Genomic DNA, 17035 nt, shown 5'->3' with positions numbered 1-17035 from the left:
GAGGCCTGGATGATCAACGGTTATGTCGGCGGTGTCATCTATGACGTGATGGCACAGCACGGAGTCCTGGGAAACCGGGCGAACGTCCTGCGCGAGGTCTACGTGCCGAGGTGGAAGGCGGGCGGCCTGACCGCGGCGGTGGTGCAGGTGTCCGACTGGTCGAGCATCAACGCCTATTTCGCCGAATTCTCGCGTGCGGAGGGGGAGATCACCTACTGCACCACGCGGGCCGATTACGACAACCGCCCCGAGGGCTCGTTCGGGATCTTCTTCTCGCTGGAGGGCCACGGCCCGTTCGCGGGTGATCTGGAAGCCCTGTACACGCTTTCGGAACTGGGCGTCGGCACGTTCACCTTCTCGCACAACCGGCAGAACCTGTTGTGTACCGGCAGCAACGAGCCGATGGAGGGCGGATTCAGCTACCTGGGCAAGGAAATGCTGCGGGAGCTGGAGAACGTGCCGATGATGATCGATCTCGTGCACATGTCGCGGGCGTCGTTCTGGGACGCGCTGCGGTACTACGACGGCGATCTGTTCGTGTCGCACTCCAACGCCGACGCGCTGTGCCCGCACCCGCGCAACCTCACCGACGACCAGATCAGGGCGGTGGCCGAGCGGAACGGGGTGATCGGGCTCAACACCTTCCGTGGTTACGTGTCCAAGGATCCGCTGCGCTCGACCCTGTCGGATCTGCTCGACCATGCCATGTACATGTGCGACCTGGTCGGGCCGGAGCATCTGAGCATCGGGGCGGACTACTGCGAGTCGCCGGTGGACATGCTGATCCCGATTCTGGACTGGGTCGATCCCGAAGGGGCGCACGGCATCAAGGGAAGGGCCCGGGAGCTCTACACCCACGGCCCGGACGGGATCGAGGACGCGAGCAGCCTCCACCGGCTGGCCGCCGGGCTGGCCGAGCGCGGGCTGAGCCAAGCCGAGGTCGACCTGATCTGCGGCGAGTCCTATCTGCGAATGCTGGAGCGTGCCCGGCCGTCCACCAGTTAAGCCCATGTTGCTAGGCCAAAAATGAGCCCAAACTATTGACCATAGTTTGGCCGCTTGGCTAATCTTCGGCCAAGCGGAAAAACCGTCCGGTGACGGCGGAGGTGGATGTCTGATCATGATCAACAACTATGTCGGTCCGGCGGTGGGCAATGTCCTCGCCCTGCACGCGGCCCAGGGCCACGGGGCGAACGTCCTGCGCACGCATCATCTGCCGCGCTGGCGGGCAGGCGGGCTGACCGGCGCGGTGATGCAGGTGAGCGACTGGGCCACGCTGGGCATGCTGCTCTCGGAAGTCACCCAGTCCGAGGGCGAGCTGACCTTCGTGCGCAACCGGGCCGAGTTCGAGAACCGGCCGGCCGGTTCGTTCGGATTGTTCATCTCGGTCGAGGGCTATCAGTCCTTCGCCGGCGATTTCGACGCGCTCTACGCCTTGTCGGAACTCGGCATCACCGCGTTCACGTTCTCGCACAACGTCCAGAACGTGCTCTGTACCGGTGCGAACGAGCGCTTCGGCGAGGGCGGCCTGACCCACCTGGGCAAAGCCACGTTGGAGGAACTGGAAAAGCTGCCGGTGCTGGTCGATCTGGTGCACATGTCGAGGGCGTCCTTCTGGGACGCCCTCGATCTGTACTCCGGGGACCTGTTCGTGTCGCATTCGAACGCCGACGCGGTCAACCCGCATCCGCGCAACCTCACCGACGACCAGATCAAGGCGGTGGCCGAACGCGGCGGGGTGGTCGGCCTCAACAGCTACCGCGGTTACGTGCACCGCGTCCCGGCCGAGGCCACCCTGGAGCACCTGCTCGACCACGCGATGCACACCTACGACCTGGTCGGGCCGGAACATCTGTCGCTGGGACTGGATTTCTGGGAAGGCCCCATGGAGATGCTCGCGGGCGTGATGGACTCCGTCGACCCGGACGGCTCGCACGGGCTGCACGGCACCGGCACCTCGATCTACTCCCAGGGCCCGGTCGGCCTGGAGCACATCGGCCACCTGGGCAACTTCGTCGAAGGCCTGGCCGGGCGCGGGCTCACCCCGGCCGAGATCGACCTCGTCACCGGCGGGAGCTATCTGCGCCTGCTCGACCGCGCCCGCCCCGCCACCGTCCCCGCCACCCACTAGGAGAGGTTCCCGATGTCGGACACCGCGACCACCGAGAAACCGGCCGAGAAGGACGCGAAACCGTTGGAGGACCAGCAGTTCGTCACGCGGCACAGCGTGACGATCAACGGTGAGCGGATCGGCTACACGGCCAAGACCGGCCGGCTGGTGCTGCACGACGGCGAGGAGCAGCCGACGCCGAAGGTGGCCATCTTCTACGCCGCCTACTTCCGCGACGGGGTGGAGTCGCCGCGCGACCGGCCGCTGATCTTCATCTGGAACGGCGGGCCGGGCTCCTCGACGATCTGGCTGCACATGTACGGCTTCGGCCCGCGCCGGATCGCGTTCGAGGGCGACCCGCTGTTCGACACCTCGCGCTGGCAGCTGCGGGAGAACGAGTATTCGCTGCTGGACGTCGCGGACCTGGTGTTCCTCGACGCGCCGAGCACCGGGTTCAGCCGGGTGGCGCCGGGCGAGGAGCTCGACCTGTTCCACGGGGTCGACGAGGACGCCGCGGCCGTGGGCGATTTCGTGGTGGAGTTCGTCGACCGCGAGCGCCGGGGCGAGAGCCCGATCGTGCTGATGGGCGAGAGCTACGGGACGCTGCGCGCCCCGGCGGTCGCCGATTACCTGCAGGGCTTCCCGATGCTCTACGTCGACGGGGTCGTGCTGATCTCCTCGATCATGGACGTCGCCGGCGCGTCGTTCGGCATCGGCTCGGTATTCGGCCCGGCCGGCATGCTGCCCAGCTACGCGGCCACCGCGCTCTACCACGGCGTGGTGTCCGGCGATCTGCCCACCCTCGCCGCCGAGGCCGAGGACTTCGCGCTCAACGAATACCCCCTGGCCCTGCTGAAGGGCTCGCGGCTCACCGAAGGGGAGCAGGACCGGATCGCCAAGCGCGTGGCCGAGCTGACCGGGCTCTCGGCCGAGCTGATCCGTGGCTCGAACCTGCGGGTCGACATCTGGCGTTTCATGAAGGCGCTGCTGCGCGACCGGCGGCGCACCGTCGGCAGGCTCGACACCCGCTGGACGGGCATCGACTCCGACGTTGTCGGCGAGAAGTTCGAGAACGACCCCAGTATGACGATGGTCTGGAGTCCGGCCGCGCGGGCGCTCAACCGCCACCTGCGCGAGGACCTCGGCTGGGAAGGGGACCTGGGGCTGTCGTACCGCCCGCAGACCTACTTCCCGAAATGGAAGGGCCGCGCGACCGAGCAGAACGGGATCTGGACCCCGCAGCTGGAGACCGCGACGCAGCTGCGCGCGTCGCTGAACCGGGCGCCGCACCTGAAGGTGCTGCTGCAGAGCGGGTACTACGACCTGGGCACCCCGTACTTCTCCGCGGAGCTGACCTTCGACCACCTGCACCTGCAACCCGAGCAGGCGCGCAATGTCACCATGAAGCGTTACGAGTCCGGCCACATGATCTATCTGCACGAGCCGTCGCTCGCCGGGATGAAGACCGATCTGACCCAGTTCCTGGCCACTCTCCGGACGCCGAATGCCTGACCTCCCCGATTCCGCCGACGCCCGAAGGAGCCAGTCCGTGCCCGATCTCGCCGCCCGCTATGCCCAAGCGGAACAAATGCTGCCGCACAAGATGAGGGAGCTGATCAGCTCCGCCGGGCTGGTTCCCACCTGGGTGGGGGGGACCGAGACGCTCTGGTACCTCAACCGGGTCGGCAAAGGTCACGAGTTCGTCCTGGTGGACGCCGAAGCCGGCACCAGGCGGCCGGCGTTCGACCACACCCGGATGGCCGAGGCGCTGGCCAAGGCGCTGGAGACCGAGTTCGAGCCGGACAAGCTGCCGGTGATCGACATCGAGCCGCGCGACGGCGCGGTGCGGCTGATTGTGAACGGCGTGCGGGTGGACGTCGACCTCGGCAGCTACACCGTGACCGTCCTCGGCGAGTTCCGGACGGACGAGGAGCCGTCGCCGGACGGGCGCTGGGCCGTGGTGTGCCGTGAGCACAACCTCTTCGTGCGGGACACCGAGACTGGCGAGGAGCGGCAGCTGACCACCGACGGGGAGGACGGGTACGCCTATGCCGGGATGACCGATCAGGTCGCCGCGCTGGTGATGCAGGAGAACATCGGCCTGAAGATGCCGCCGATGGTGGTCTGGTCGCCCGACTCGACCCGCTTCGTGACCCACCGCCTGGACCAGCGCGGCGTCGAGCTGATGCACCTGGTCCGCGCCTCGCCGTTCGACGGGGGACGGCCGCGGGTGTTGTCCTACCGCTACGCGCTGCCGGGGGAGGAGAAGGTCGCGAGCGCGGAGTTCTTCGCCTTCGAAGCGGCCACCGGCAAGCAGGTCAAGGCCGACTACGGGCCGGTCACCATGCCGTTCGTGCCCGCGACCGCCTACAGTTGGGTGTGGTGGAGCAAGGACCAGACCAAGGCCTACTGGCTGTCCAACGACCGCGGGGACCACAACGTCGCGCTGCACGAGTTCGATGTGGCGACCGGCGCGGTCGAGGTGCTGGTGACCGAGAGCAGCACGTCGCACATTCTCTACGGCCCGCAGCAGCAGGACCGCAACATCCGGACGCTCTCCACCGGTGAGGTGCTGTGGTGGTCCCAGCGCACCGGCTGGGGTCATCTGTACCGCTACGACAGGGACGGCACGGTCACCACGCTGACTTCCGGCGACTGGATGGTCCGGCACGTCGTCACGATCGACGAGGACGCCCGCCGGGTGGTGTTCACCGCGGGCGGCCAGGACCCGGAGGCCGATCCGTACCTGCAGCAGCTGTGTTCGGTGTCGCTGGACGGCGGCCCGGTCGAGGCCATCACCTCCGATGGTCTGGACCATTCGGTGACCCCGTCCCAGTCCGGCCGGTACTTCGTGGACCTCACCTCCCGCTGGGACGTGCCGGCGGTCGTCGTGCTCCGCGATCGGGCCGGCGCGGTGGTCACCGAGCTGGAGCGGTCCGACGCCACGGCGCTGTACGAGGCGGGCTGGACCGCGCCGGAGCGGGCCGTGGTGAAGGCCGCCGACGGCGAGACGGACGTCTACTGCGCGGTCTACCGGCCGCTGGACTTCGATCCGGGCAAGACCTACCCGGTGCTCGACTGTGTTTACCCGGGACCGCAGATCTCCTGCGCTCCCATGCGGTTCCCGACGACGCAGGGCCCGTTCACCGGTTCGGTGGCGGGGTTCAACCATCCCGAATGTTTCGCGGCGCTCGGCTTCGTGGTGACCGTGGTCGATGCGCGGGGTAGCGCGCTGCGGTCCCAGCCCTTCCAGGACTTCTCGCGGGTCTCCGGAAACGCGGTGTTCGTGGACGACCACGTGTCGGCGATCAAGCAGCTCGCCGAGAGCCGCCCGTGGATGGACCTCGACCGGGTGGGGGTCTACGGGTACTCGGCCGGCGGCTACGCTTCGGCCCGCGCCATCCTGCAGGCGCCGGAGTTCTACAAGGTCGCCGTGTCCTCCGCGGGCAACCACGACAACCGGCTCAACCACTCGTGGTGGGGGGAGAAGTTCTTCGGCCTGCCGGAGGACTTCGACTTCGCGCGGCAGGCCAACGTCTCGCTGGCCGACCAGCTGCAGGGCAAGCTCCTGCTGATCCACGGCGAGATGGACGACAACGCGACCCCCCACGGCACGATGCGGCTGGTGGACGCGTTGATGAAGGCCGACAAGAACTTCGACATGCTGATCGTGCCGAACGCCGATCACCACATGATGGTGCACCGGACGTACTTCATCCGGCGGCGGTGGGACTACTTCGTTCAGCACCTGATGGGCGAGACCCCGCCCGTCTACCAGCTCGAAGAGGTCCCGGTCAGCTGAGTCTCCGGCCGGGTGGGGCGGGGCCGGTGCGCGACCGCCTGTCCCGCCCGGCCGGACCCCCTCGTGACAGGCCCCCTCGTGAAGAGGTGAAGCCCGCCATGACCATCGACACGCTGGTGGCCGACATCCAGCGGCAGATCGGCGAATACCTGACGGACTGCCCCGCGGCCACCTTCAGCCTGGGGCTGACCGTGCGGGGGCAGCGTGTCCTGCGTGGTTTCCGCACGCCGGGCGCGGAACTCGCGCCTGTCCCGGAGCCGGACTCGATACCTACACGCATTACCTGCGGCACCGGAAGGAAGACCTCTACGCCGCTCTGGAGACCGCGAAGTTCGCGCATCCGACCGGCACCGGGTTCCTGTACTCGGTGCCGGGCACGCTCGGGCACATCTGCGATTACGAGCAGCTGCTGCGGGAGCTGGTCCTCGAACCGCTTGGCCTCACGGACACCTTCTACACGATCACGCTCGACCAGTTAGCGCATGCAGGTCGCCTTTTGACGCCGAAGGCCAGCCCCTGCCGAACTGGTACCACGACGTCATGATGAGCCAGGGCGGACTGCGCTCGACGGCGCACGACCTGCTCGGCTTCGCCGAGGCGCAGATCCGGGCCACGACCGAGAACGAGGACACGGTGCTGGCCCGCGCGATGCGCCGGACCCGGCAGCCGTACTTTTCCGTGCCCTACCAGGACGATCCGGACTCCCCGATCAGGTCGACCTGGAACGGCCAGGTCGTGCAGGGACTGGCCTGGCGCGCCCGGCCTCCTGGTGGCACAGCGGGACGACGCTGTTCTACCACTCCGGGCTCGCCCTCGACACCGAGACGCGCACCGGGCTGGTGATGCTCACGACCAACCGGCGGACCCTGAACGTGATCAACCAGCTGAACGAGCTGTTCCTCACCTGGTTCGAACGCGCCCGCCGGCTGCCGGAGAGCTGAAATCGCGCCGGATTCGCGACGTGCGCCCGGCGTCAACCGTGGGCTGCGTCGATCGCGGATTGCAGCGATTCGGCGTAGCCCTCCGAGGTGTAGGTGGCGCCGCTGACGGTGTCGATGTGCGCGCTCTGGGCTTGCAGCGTCTCCTGGATGAGAGTGGGCACGGCGGCATTGTTGATCTCGATGTCCCGGCCGCTTTCGCTGGGCGTCCGCAGGGTGCGGGCGGCGGTGATGCGACCGGCTGTGTAGGTGATCTCGACCTGCACCGGGCCGTAGCGGGTGTCGGCGGCGCCGCCGTCGTAGGTGCCGGTGGGCGTGCCGGAAGTGCCCGTCGGAGTGCTGGACGTGCCGCTGGGCGGGTTGGTGCCCGACGGCGCGGACGGCACGGAGGACCCGGCCGGCGCGCGGTTCTGCGGCGCGGTGGCGAGCGCGCCGGAGTGTGTGCTGGTGCGGTAGCTGAACAGCAGGACCAGCACCGAGACGGTGGCGGCGAAAACCAGGGCGATCTTGCGCATCGGGCGGTGCCTTCCTTACCAGGCGAAGGTTTCGGTGTGGATGTGCGTGGCGGGAACCCCGGCGGAGGTGGCCGACGCGACGACGGTGCCGGTCCAGCTCGCGGGGCCGCATACGAACACGTCGTGTTCGGCGATATCGGGTATCCAGTGCCGTAGGAGGTGCGCGTCGGACGTCCCGCGGTATTGGTCCGGGAGCCAGGAGCGGGGCGCGCGAGGACCGATCAGGTAGTGGACGCGGATGCCCCGGTGGGTCGCGAGATGTTCGAGTTCGTGCCGGAACAGCAGGTCGGCGGGAGTGCTGGCCCGGTAGAGGAGGACCGCCTCACCGGGGTGGTAAGGCAATGCTTCGGCGAGGGCGCGCAGCGGGGTGATGCCGACGCTGGCCGCTATCAGGGTCATTTTCCGGCTGCTGCGCACCGATCCCAGACGGCCGTAGGGGCCTTCGAACAGGACGCGGGTGCCGGGCTTGAGCCGGGCCAGCCGGGCGCTCCCGTCGCCGAGATCTTTGGCCGTGATCCGCAGCCGGGTGCCGTCGGGCGCGGCGGACAGCGAGAACGGATGCCCCCGCGTGCACCCGGGAACGGTGAGGAAACGCCACACGAAGAACTGACCGGGCGCCACCGGAAGCCGGTCGAGCGCGTGTCCACGCAGGTACACAGACACGACTCCCGGCGCCTCGCGGGCGACGTGCTCGACGACGAGACGGTGCCGCAGCGTGCGCACGAGCGGTAACGCGACCCGCCACACCAGCACAGAACCGGCCGCCAGGGCGTACGCGGTCCACCAGAACACGGTGGCGACCGGAGACGCGGTGAAGTCCGCGCCGGTCCACAACTGGTGGGGCAGGGCCAGCCCGGCCCCGACGTAGGCATAGAGGTGCAGCAGGTGCCACGACTCGTACCGGAGCTTCCGGCGTGCAGCGCGGACCGAGGTGACGGCGACGAGCAGCAACGCCAGAGTGCCCGCAGTCGCGAGGAGCATGCCCGGGTAGGTCGTGACGAGGTCCCAGACCTCGGCCAGGAGTCCACTGTGGTCAGTGACCGCGTAGCCAAGGCTGATCAGCCCGATGTGCGCGAGCATCAGTGTCATCGAGCCGAAGCCGATCAGCCGGTGCCGCCGGGCCAGTTCGTCCTGGCCGTAACTGCGTTCGGCGAGGGGGATCCGGGCCATCAGCAGCACCTGCAGCAGGAGCAGGTCCGCCGAGACCAGCCCGGTCACGCGGCCCAGCGAGGTCAGCGGGTCGGTGGCAAGCGTGCGCACCCCGCCGCCGGAGACCCACAGCGCCACCACGAACAGCAGGCTGAACCAGGTGACCAGACCGCAGGCGTCACGCCACCACGGGCGGGCCGCCCGGGGCCGGCGGAGGACGGGGGAGCGGAGGGTGGCGGTCAAGTCGGGGCTCCTGGGATCGGCTGTCCCCGCCACAGTCCGCCCATCGGGTGAACAACCGGCTGGGCCCGGTTAAGAGTCCGGTGAGAGTCGGCCGTCCGGGCCGTCCGCGGACCCGTCCGGTGCGGGCCGATCGGGCAAGATGGCCGGTATGGCCCATCACGTGCTGCTCGCCGATGACGACCGGGCGATCCGGGAGTCTCTGGTGCGTGCGCTGGAGCTGGAGGGGTACCGGGTCACCGAGGCCGAGGACGGCGTCCAGGCACTGGCGCTGGCCCGGCGTGGCGGGTTCGACGTGCTGATCGTGGACGTGATGATGCCCGGGGTGGACGGCCTCGGCGTGTGCCGGGTGCTGCGGGCCGACGGCGATCGCACCCCGGTGCTGATGCTCACCGCACGGATCGAGACCGCGGATCGCGTGGCGGGTCTCGACGCCGGCGCGGACGACTACCTGCCCAAACCGTTCGAGCTGGACGAGCTGCTGGCGCGGTTGCGCGCGCTGCTGCGGCGCAGCGCGGTGCCCCAGGACCCGGACCAGCGCACGGTGCGCCTGGAGTCGCTGTCGGTGGACAGCGCGGCGCGCCGGGCGTGGTGGCGCGACACCGAGCTGGAACTGTCCAAAACGGAATTCGATCTGCTGGAACTGCTGGTGCGCAACGCCGGCATAGTGCTCGACCGGGCCACCATCCATCAGCGCATCTGGGGTTACGAGTTCGGGCCGGAGTCGAAGAACCTGGCCGTCTACATCGGATACCTGCGGCGCAAACTGGAGCACGCCGGGGCCGGCGAGCTGATCCACACGGTGCGCGGGGTCGGCTACACCGCGAGGGCCCGGTGAATCTGCGCAGCCAGCTGGTGGCCGGGTTCGCGGTGGTCGGCGGCGGGGCGGCGATCCTGGTCGGGGTGCTGAGTTTCCAGACCGCCGCGCAGCGGATCGGCGCCGAGCTGGACCGATCGCTGAGCGCGTCGGCGGCCGAGGTCGCCGCCGGTGCCACCCAGGTACTGGCGCCCCGCGCCCTGCCCCGGGCCCTGCCCCGCGCCCCGCACGACAACGACCACGACGAGGCCCAGCCGATGGCCGCGCAGGTCCTCGCGCCGGACGGGACGGTGCAGCACCTCGGCGGACGCCCCGTCGGATTTCCGGTGCGGCCCGCCGACCGAGCCCTCGCCACGGCGGCGACCGGCCAGTCGTTCGCCGATGTCACGGTCGGCCCGGACGACTATCGCGTGCTCACCGTCGCGCTCGGCCCCGGCCGCGGGGCGTTGCAGCTCGGCATCGACGTGGACGAGACCCGGCACGTGCTCGAAGACCTCGAAACGCGCACCACCGTGGTGAGCGCCGCCGTGCTTGCCGGGGCCGCACTGGCCGGCTGGCTGCTGGCCCGGCGGATCACCCGGCGGCTGGAACGGCTGACCCGGGTGACCGAGCAGGTCAGCGCGGGCGGCCGGCTCGACATCACCGTCCCGACCGGCGGCCGGGACGAGGTCGGCCGCCTCGCGACGTCGTTCGACGCGATGCTCAGCCACCTCGCCGACTCCCGCGCCGACCAGGAACGGCTCGTGCAGGACGCCGCACATGAGCTGCGGACGCCGCTGACCAGCCTGCGCACCAACGCGAGCGTGCTGAAACGATTCGAGGAGCTGTCCCCCGGCGCACGACGGCGGCTTTTGTCCGATGTGGACGGTGAGACCCGCGAGCTGACCCACCTGGTCACCGAACTGGTCGAGCTGGCGACCCACCGATACGACGGCGAGGCCGCCGAACCCGTCCGCCTGGGCGAGATCGCCGAACGCGCCGCCGCCCGCACCCGCCGCCGCACCGGCCGCCCGGTGCTCGTGGACGCCGACGCCGCCGTCGTGTCCGGCCGCCCGAAAGGCCTGGAACGAGCAGTGTCGAACCTCCTGGAGAACGCCGTGAAGTTCGACGCCGGCGACGGTCCGGTCGAGATCCGGGTACGGGCCGGCCGCGTCGAGGTGCTCGACCGCGGCCCCGGCATCCCGGACGAGGAGCTGGCCCGGGTGTTCGACCGGTTCCACCGCGCCGCCGCCGCCCGCGCCCTGCCCGGCTCCGGCCTGGGGCTGGCGATCGTCCGCGAGATCGCGCTGACCCACGGGGGAGCGGTGTTCGCCGGACCCCGCGAGGGCGGCGGGGCCACGGTCGGGTTCACCGTCGGGACGGTCTTGGCGGATTCCGACGTTGATCGAGGCGGGGATTGAGGTGCGGATCGAATCCGGGTTTGAGCCCGGGGGTGAGGCTGGGGATCGAGCCCGGGATTCGAACCGGGGCGATCGAGCCCAGGGGGAGGGGCCGGGGAGTGGACGGGACCGGCGATGTGTGCCAGACGACCGGTCCGGCTCACTCCCGCGCGCGGGGGACCTGCCGGCCGCGCCGGGCCCTTCGGTTGCGCCGGACCACCGGGATCGCCCGGAGCGCAGCGCCTGAAGCATGCGGTGCCGGGAGCCCGGTGGCGGGACGTGCCTGCCCCGCCACCGTCCCGGGCAGGACCTCCCCGGCCAAGAGCGGGAGGCCCGGAGCACCGCAGGCCAAGGAATACCGCATCGCGCGGGACTCGCGCACCGATGACCAGGATGTGGTCGCCGGGCGGCACTTGTTCGTCCTCTCTTGTCCGCAAAGGGCTCCCGCGAGCCGGACGGCGCTGTCGCCACTTGGTTGCCTCCACCGGAAACAGGGTTCCCGACCGAGAGCACCTCTTCACGATCGTCTCGTCGAACCAGGGCATCGCCTTCCGGGACGACTGCGACATCACCGCCATCCTGGATGGTTATGGCGGCCCGCACTCGAAGCTGTGGGCGGCGGAAGCGTTGCCTCGATGGCGTCCCAGAGGCCGCGGCGGTGGACGTTGTGCGCACCGAAGCCCGGCGTCATCCGGTAGCTGCGCGGGATCAACGCGAGCGGTGTTCCGGCTGCCGCCCGAGAAGTACCACGGTGTGTCATGTGCGGACCGGGCCTCCGGGATCTTGTGGTGTGGCTCGTCCATCGGGCGTAAGACTGGCGAAACCACGGACGTCGCGCACGGTGGCGGCTGGGCCACGGGAACCGGCGACGGTGGAGAATCGCACGAATACCGGGATGCGTTCACGGCTCGTCTGGAATTGCGCCGTGGCGCCGAGGCAAGCGAATCGTCGTAGGCCTCGAAATGGCCGTATGCGCTTGCGCCGCGGGTGTGAACCACCCATTCAGGTATACGTTTGTGGTCGAAATGGGTGAGATTCGCCCGCGCATAGAAGTCTTCGGGTGCGGTTGGCCCGCGCCCGCCGGGTGGTGAGAGAGCCGTCGGTCGTGGACGAGGCGCACGCACTGCTGCGTGGTCCGCTGGCCCGGACCGGACCTCGTCGAGCGGTGGTGCTTGGCTTTGTCCTGCGGATCTGTCACGGCGATGGTGCATTCTGTTCGGGAATGCGCGTGGCTGAATGGTGGCTCCGGTCGAGGACCGTTCCTGCGTCGCTCGCCGGAAAAACCGGCACTACGGACGTTTCGATTCTCGATGGCGCACGCGCTCGCCGTGCCCGATGATTACGTGCACCGCCGCCCGTTTCCCGCGAGACGGCGGGCAACTATTCCGGGAAGGGGACCGCGGTGATGTGCCGATTTCCGGCGGCGAGGTGTGGCGCCGGCCCGGCCGGGGTATCCGCTGTTCGGGGGTCCGGCCCGGCCGGGCTCCCGCGGGTGTGGGAGGACGAGCGATGACCGAGCTGAAACCCCGGCCTGCCCCCGTGCCGGTGCCCGCGCCTCAGGCGCGCGGGAAGAAGGGATCGGTGCTGCTCGCGCTCGTCCGGACCACTGATCCGAAGAAGATCGGGCTGCTCTACCTGAGCACCTCGATGGCGTTCTTCCTCGCCGGCGGGGCGATGGCGCTGCTGATGCGGAGCGAGCTGGCCCAGCCGGGGCTGCAATTCCTCTCCCCGGAGCAGTACAACCAGCTGTTCACCATGCACGGCACGATCATGCTGCTGCTGTATGCCACGCCGAACCTGTTCGGGTTCGCGAACTACATCCTGCCGCTGCAGATCGGCTCGCCCGACGTCGCGTTCCCGCGGCTGAACGCGTTCTCCTACTGGTTGTACCTGTTCGGCGGGCTGATCGTGCTGTCGGCCTTCCTCACCCCGGGAGGGGCGCCGGACTTCGGCTGGACCGCCTATTCCCCGCTGTCGGAGGCGATGCACTCGCCGGGGGTCGGCGAGGATCTGTGGATCACCGGGCTGATCGTGTCCGGGCTGGGCACCATCCTGGGCGCGGTCAACATGATCACCACGATCCTCTGCCTGCGCGCCCCCGGCATGACCCTGTTCCGGATGCCGCTGTTCACCTGGAACATCCTGTTCACCGCGATCCTGGTCCTGCTCGCCTTCCCGATCCTCACCGCGGCCCTGTTCGCCCTGCTGGCCGACCGGCAGATCGGCGCGCACGTGTTCGACCCGGCCAACGGCGGGGCGATCCTGTGGCAGCACCTGTTCTGGTTCTTCGGCCATCCGGAGGTCTACATCGTGGCGCTGCCCTATTTCGGCATCGTCACCGAGATCGTCCCGGTGTTCAGCCGCAAACCGCTCTACGGCTACCGGTTGATGGTGCTGGCGACGCTCAGCATCACCGCGCTGTCCGCGACGGTGTGGGCGCACCACATGTTCGCCACCGGCTCGGTGCTGCTGCCGTTCTTCTCGATCCTGACCTTCCTGATCGCGGTGCCGACCGGGATCAAGTTCTTCAACTGGATCGGCACCATGTGGCGGGGCACACTGAGCTTCGAAACGCCGATGCTGTGGTCGGTGGGGTTTATGGTGACGTTCCTGCTCGGCGGGCTGACCGGGGTGCTGCTGGCCGCGCCCGCGTTGGATTTCCACGTGCACGACAGCTACTTCGTGGTGGCGCACTTCCACTACGTGCTGTTCGGCACGATCGTGTTCGCGACCTTCGCCGGGATCTACTTCTGGTTCCCCAAGATGACCGGCCGGATGCTGCACGAGGGGCTGGGTCGATGGCACTTCTGGACCACGTTCCTCGGCTTCCACGCGACTTTCCTGGTGCAGCACTGGCTCGGCGCGGAGGGGATGCCCCGCCGCTATGCCGATTACCTGTCGACGGACGGCTTCACCCTGCTGAACACGATCTCCACGATCGGGTCCTTCATCCTGGGTGCGTCCATGGTGGTGTTCCTGTGGAACGTGGTCCGCAGTTACCGCTATGGGGAGAAGGTCGAGGTGGACGATCCGTGGGGGTTCGGGAATTCGCTGGAGTGGGCGACGAGCTGCCCGCCGCCGCGGCACAATTTCCTCGATCTGCCGCGGATCCGCTCCGAGCGGCCGGCGTTCGAGCTGCACTATCCGCAGATGCGAGAGCGGTTGTCCGCGGAACGGCATGTGCGGATGGGCCGCGACCGGTGAGGGCGCAGCGGTCGACGACCACGGTGCGTGGCGCCCGGGGCAGACCGGGCGGGTAGCCGGGCACTTCCCTGGCGACCACGGGGCGCCTGAGGTCTGAGCGTCGGCCGGCAGCCGGGCTTTGGTTTCGTGGACCCGGCGGAGGTTGATGTGCGGGTGTGCCCCGCCGCAGGTTGCGGTCCCGCCGCTGAAGTAGCTGGCGGCCAGGTGCCCGAAAGGCTTGTACGGCCGGGATTCCGCTGCGCCGGCCGGGCGATGTACCAGCAGTTTTCGAGTTCGCGAAGGCTGACGTCCTGGTCGTCGAAACGATCGGTCCGGGTACGTGCCGGCCGCTGGAGTACTAAGGCCCGATCACAATGGTTCATTGACTGCTGTACTATTCGAGTCATGGTGACCTGTGAGACGCGGGAGTCCGCGCTGGCCCGGCTCGGGCGGGCGTTGGCGGATCCCACCCGGTGCCGGATTCTCGTGGCCCTGCTCGACGGGGTGGTGTATCCGGCCCGGCTGGCCGAGCATCTCGGGCTGAGCCGGTCGAACGTCTCGAATCACCTCGCCTGCCTGCGCGGCTGTGGGCTCGTCGTGGCCGCGTACGAAGGGCGTCAGGTGCGTTATGCGCTGGCGGATCCGCATCTCGCCCGCGCGCTGGGGGAGCTGACGCAGGTGGTGCTCGCGGTGGCGCCGACGGACGCCTGCGCGGACGAAGACCGTGTGGTCACGCGATGACGGCGGGCGAAGCCGACTGCCGTGCTCCGGGAGCCGTGCCGGACGAGGGGCGGAAAGCGTTGCTGCGCCGACGGATTCGGTGGTTGGTGGCGGGGACGATCACCTACAACGTCATCGAGGCGCTCGTCGCGATCGCTGCCGGGGCGGTGGCTTCGTCGGCGGCACTGGTCGCGTTCGGGCTGGACTCGGTGGCGGAAGTGCTTTCCGCGGTGGCGGTCGCGTGGCAGTTCGCCGGGGCCGATCCGGAGCGGCGGGAACGTGCGGCGCTGCGGATGATCGCGGTGTCGTTCTTCCTGCTGGCGGCGTACGTCGCGGGTGACTCGGTGTGGTCGTTGGTGCGGAGTGAGGCGCCGGAGCACTCGACGGCGGGGATCGTGCTCGCGGCAGTCTCACTGGTGATCATGCCCGTGCTGTCCGGGGCGCAACGTCGTGCGGGGCGGGAACTCGGTTCGGCCAGTGCGGTCGCCGATTCGAAGCAGACGTTGTTGTGCACTTACCTTTCTGCCGTACTGCTGGGGGGATTGCTGCTGAACACGGTGTTCGGCTGGTCCTGGGCGGATCCGGTGGCGGCCCTCGTGATCGCGGTCGTCGTGGTCCGCGAAGGCCGGGAAGCCTGGCGGGGCGATCACTGCTGTTGATCGGGACCGGGCTCACGGCAAGCGTTGTGCCCGCAGGACGGTGTCGTGGGTGTGGTGCGTGCCGGCGGGGGCTGGAGTGGTGCGCGGGCGGGTCTCGTTGACCAGCACGTTCCAGGCCTGGCCAAGGAGCCGGGCGATCTCCTCGGGTTGGTAGTAGTCGTCGGGATCGAAGTCTCCGTTCGGGGCGAGATCGGTGTGGGCGTGGCTGGTGAACAACAGCGTGCCGCCCGGGGCGACGGCATCCAGAAGGCAGTGCAACGCCGCGTGCCCCGGCTGGCGCTTGAGCGGGAAGTAGTGCAGGGACACCAGGTCGAAAGAGCCCGCCGGCGGCGGCGTGGTGGTGAGGTCGGCCCGTGCCCACGACACGCGGGACTCGACGTCGGCGGTGGCCGCGGCGGCACGGTTCAACGCGACCTCGGAAATGTCGACCGCGGTGACGTGCCAGCCCCGCCGTGCCAGCCACTGCGCGTCGGCCCCTTCGCCGCATCCGACGTCGAGCGCCTGTCCCGGCGGCAGGTCGGAGATTTCGGTGACGAGGACGGGGTTCGGGTTGCCGCTGAACAGCTGTTCGCGGCTGCGATACAGCTCGTCCCAGCGCTGGCTTTCGGCTTGGGGAATTCGGGTCATGGGGACCACCTCCGGCCGCCACTATGCGGGCGGTGTTGGTGATCTGGCCAATGGCTTTGCGGAAAGTGCAAAATCCAAGCCTCAGCGGCACGGAGGCCGGTAGGCGTCGATGCGCAGGCCCCGGAAGTCGAGACTGTTCGGCGTCTTGCCCACGAAGACGAGCCCGCGCGCCTCGCGCAGCGCGGACGCGAAGGAGTACGGCGGGGTGCCGAGTTCCGGCAGCGTCGTCCAGGCCTGCGGGGCGAACGGGACGAACTTCCGGACGAGTTTCCCGCCCGTCGCCGCGATCGGGGTCAGCCACTTGTCGCCGCCGCTCCAGTGGGAGGCGGGCCGCAGCTGCACGTAGAAGTCGTCGTCCGCGCGGTAGGTCAGCCAGAACCCGGCCGAACCGGTGAGGTCGACCTGGGTGTCGAACAGATTGCCGAGCCACACCACGACGACGTGCCACTCGTTCTTCTGGAAGACCACCTTCGCCGCGTAACCGCCGCGTTCCGGGACGAGGAGGCTCCCGGTGGCCGGGACGGTGGTGCCCTCGCCGCTTGCCAGCCACTGCTGGAGCCGATCGATGGATGGGCTCGTGCATTCGCCGCCCGGGGTGGCAGGAGCCGCTTGCGCGCCCGAGGCGGAGAGGCTGGCCAGCAGGATTGCGGAGGATGCAGCGAAAACCTTGACTCCGGCCGCTGCCCATCGTGGTAAGCGCATTCCGCGGAAGTTACCAGGGTGGTGAACGGGTGGTCAGGGCCTTGAGGTGGGTTTCCGGGCAGGGTGTCGGCAAAGTTGGTCGGGGACCCGGCAGTGGGCGATGCGGAGGTGTGTGCGACCACCTCGTGGCGTGCGCCGGACCGGTTTCGGGTCTGTGAAGGGACCCTTCACAGACTCAGAGTCCGTGAAGGGTC

The 17035-nt window shown here is 69.1% G+C and carries 15 protein-coding genes and 1 pseudogene; 10 read left to right on the top strand and 6 right to left on the bottom strand.

Features of this window, described 5'->3' with window-relative positions:
• Positions 1 to 9: 9 nt before the first annotated feature.
• From D5S19_RS22425 to D5S19_RS22400, 5 genes are all read left to right on the top strand, one after another.
• Positions 10 to 1005 carry a dipeptidase gene (locus tag D5S19_RS22425; RefSeq protein ID WP_120025382.1) on the top strand — a complete coding sequence of 332 codons (996 nt, stop codon included), beginning with the start codon at positions 10 to 12 and terminating at the stop codon, positions 1003 to 1005.
• Between the two features lie 115 nt (positions 1006 to 1120).
• The gene (locus D5S19_RS22420; RefSeq protein WP_120025381.1) at positions 1121 to 2131 is read left to right on the top strand and encodes a dipeptidase; all 1011 of its coding nucleotides are present in this window, start codon (positions 1121 to 1123) and stop codon (positions 2129 to 2131) included.
• 12 nt (positions 2132 to 2143) lie between these two features.
• Positions 2144 to 3622: a S10 family peptidase gene (locus D5S19_RS22415; protein WP_120025380.1), complete on the top strand. Its 1479-nt coding sequence runs from the start codon at positions 2144 to 2146 to the stop codon at positions 3620 to 3622.
• Positions 3623 to 3659: 37 nt separating this feature from the next.
• Positions 3660 to 5912: a S9 family peptidase gene (locus D5S19_RS22410; protein ID WP_158605602.1), complete on the top strand. Its 2253-nt coding sequence runs from the start codon at positions 3660 to 3662 to the stop codon at positions 5910 to 5912.
• Positions 5913 to 6452: 540 nt separating this feature from the next.
• Positions 6453 to 6755 (top strand): hypothetical protein, encoded by a 303-nt coding sequence (locus D5S19_RS22400; RefSeq protein ID WP_147397488.1) that lies wholly within the window; start codon positions 6453 to 6455, stop codon positions 6753 to 6755.
• Between the two features lie 130 nt (positions 6756 to 6885).
• Here D5S19_RS22400 and D5S19_RS22395 read toward each other — a convergent pair whose 3' ends face one another.
• A complete protein-coding gene (locus D5S19_RS22395) occupies positions 6886 to 7365 on the bottom strand; it encodes an FMN-binding protein (protein ID WP_120025376.1) in 480 nt (159 codons plus the stop codon).
• A 15-nt stretch (positions 7366 to 7380) separates the two neighbouring features.
• Entirely contained in the window at positions 7381 to 8757 is a 1377-nt protein-coding gene (locus tag D5S19_RS22390) for a ferredoxin reductase family protein (RefSeq protein WP_120025375.1), read from the bottom strand.
• A 139-nt stretch (positions 8758 to 8896) separates the two neighbouring features.
• Between D5S19_RS22390 and D5S19_RS22385 the strand changes: the two genes are divergently transcribed.
• Both D5S19_RS22385 and D5S19_RS22380 read left to right on the top strand, forming a co-directional pair.
• Positions 8897 to 9592, top strand: a complete 696-nt coding sequence (locus tag D5S19_RS22385; protein ID WP_120025374.1) for a response regulator transcription factor — start codon at positions 8897 to 8899, stop codon at positions 9590 to 9592.
• Positions 9589 to 10971 (top strand): sensor histidine kinase, encoded by a 1383-nt coding sequence (locus tag D5S19_RS22380; protein ID WP_120025373.1) that lies wholly within the window; start codon positions 9589 to 9591, stop codon positions 10969 to 10971. The genes D5S19_RS22385 and D5S19_RS22380 overlap by 4 nt, the downstream gene beginning before the upstream one ends.
• A gap of 735 nt (positions 10972 to 11706) precedes the next feature.
• On the opposite strand, the gene D5S19_RS33860 is transcribed toward D5S19_RS22380, so the two are convergent.
• On the bottom strand, positions 11707 to 11952 hold the full coding sequence (locus D5S19_RS33860) for a catalase (protein WP_325050302.1): 246 nt from the start codon (positions 11950 to 11952) through the stop codon (positions 11707 to 11709).
• A gap of 2 nt (positions 11953 to 11954) precedes the next feature.
• Positions 11955 to 12161 (bottom strand): annotated as a pseudogene (locus tag D5S19_RS33855) (hypothetical protein); the annotation flags it as partial.
• Between the two features lie 298 nt (positions 12162 to 12459).
• On the opposite strand from D5S19_RS33855, the gene ctaD reads away from it, so the two are divergent.
• The 3 genes from ctaD (at position 12460) to D5S19_RS22360 (ending at position 15512) form a co-directional block, all read left to right on the top strand.
• Complete coding sequence (ctaD, locus tag D5S19_RS22370) at positions 12460 to 14154, top strand: aa3-type cytochrome oxidase subunit I (RefSeq protein ID WP_120025372.1); 1695 nt, start codon at positions 12460 to 12462, stop codon at positions 14152 to 14154.
• 384 nt (positions 14155 to 14538) lie between these two features.
• The gene (cmtR, locus tag D5S19_RS22365; protein WP_120025371.1) at positions 14539 to 14874 is read left to right on the top strand and encodes a Cd(II)/Pb(II)-sensing metalloregulatory transcriptional regulator CmtR; all 336 of its coding nucleotides are present in this window, start codon (positions 14539 to 14541) and stop codon (positions 14872 to 14874) included.
• The gene (locus D5S19_RS22360) at positions 14871 to 15512 is read left to right on the top strand and encodes a cation transporter (protein WP_120025370.1); all 642 of its coding nucleotides are present in this window, start codon (positions 14871 to 14873) and stop codon (positions 15510 to 15512) included. The genes cmtR and D5S19_RS22360 overlap by 4 nt, the downstream gene beginning before the upstream one ends.
• Before the next feature lie 12 nt (positions 15513 to 15524).
• Here D5S19_RS22360 and D5S19_RS22355 read toward each other — a convergent pair whose 3' ends face one another.
• Positions 15525 to 16139: a class I SAM-dependent methyltransferase gene (locus D5S19_RS22355; RefSeq protein ID WP_120025369.1), complete on the bottom strand. Its 615-nt coding sequence runs from the start codon at positions 16137 to 16139 to the stop codon at positions 15525 to 15527.
• Between the two features lie 81 nt (positions 16140 to 16220).
• Complete coding sequence (locus D5S19_RS22350) at positions 16221 to 16841, bottom strand: hypothetical protein (protein ID WP_120025368.1); 621 nt, start codon at positions 16839 to 16841, stop codon at positions 16221 to 16223.
• Positions 16842 to 17035: the final 194 nt, after the last annotated feature.

The organism is Amycolatopsis panacis (assembly GCF_003600245.1).
Classification (GTDB): Bacteria; Actinomycetota; Actinomycetes; order Mycobacteriales; family Pseudonocardiaceae; genus Amycolatopsis; species Amycolatopsis sulphurea.
The sequence above is the reverse complement of the archived record's forward strand: the minus strand, read 5'-3'. Positions and strand labels throughout refer to the sequence as shown.

Coding starts and splice junctions, on each gene's coding strand:
- D5S19_RS22355 (WP_120025369.1), bottom strand. CDS start 16,139: ATGACCCGAATTCCCCAAGCCGAAAGCCAGCGCTGGGACGAGCTGTAT.
- D5S19_RS22400 (WP_147397488.1), top strand. CDS start 6,453: ATGATGAGCCAGGGCGGACTGCGCTCGACGGCGCACGACCTGCTCGGC.
- ctaD (WP_120025372.1), top strand. CDS start 12,460: ATGACCGAGCTGAAACCCCGGCCTGCCCCCGTGCCGGTGCCCGCGCCT.
- D5S19_RS22415 (WP_120025380.1), top strand. CDS start 2,144: ATGTCGGACACCGCGACCACCGAGAAACCGGCCGAGAAGGACGCGAAA.
- D5S19_RS22395 (WP_120025376.1), bottom strand. CDS start 7,365: ATGCGCAAGATCGCCCTGGTTTTCGCCGCCACCGTCTCGGTGCTGGTC.
- cmtR (WP_120025371.1), top strand. CDS start 14,539: ATGGTGACCTGTGAGACGCGGGAGTCCGCGCTGGCCCGGCTCGGGCGG.
- D5S19_RS22360 (WP_120025370.1), top strand. CDS start 14,871: ATGACGGCGGGCGAAGCCGACTGCCGTGCTCCGGGAGCCGTGCCGGAC.
- D5S19_RS22420 (WP_120025381.1), top strand. CDS start 1,121: ATGATCAACAACTATGTCGGTCCGGCGGTGGGCAATGTCCTCGCCCTG.
- D5S19_RS22350 (WP_120025368.1), bottom strand. CDS start 16,841: ATGCGCTTACCACGATGGGCAGCGGCCGGAGTCAAGGTTTTCGCTGCA.
- D5S19_RS33860 (WP_325050302.1), bottom strand. CDS start 11,952: ATGGGTGGTTCACACCCGCGGCGCAAGCGCATACGGCCATTTCGAGGC.
- D5S19_RS22385 (WP_120025374.1), top strand. CDS start 8,897: ATGGCCGGTATGGCCCATCACGTGCTGCTCGCCGATGACGACCGGGCG.
- D5S19_RS22425 (WP_120025382.1), top strand. CDS start 10: ATGATCAACGGTTATGTCGGCGGTGTCATCTATGACGTGATGGCACAG.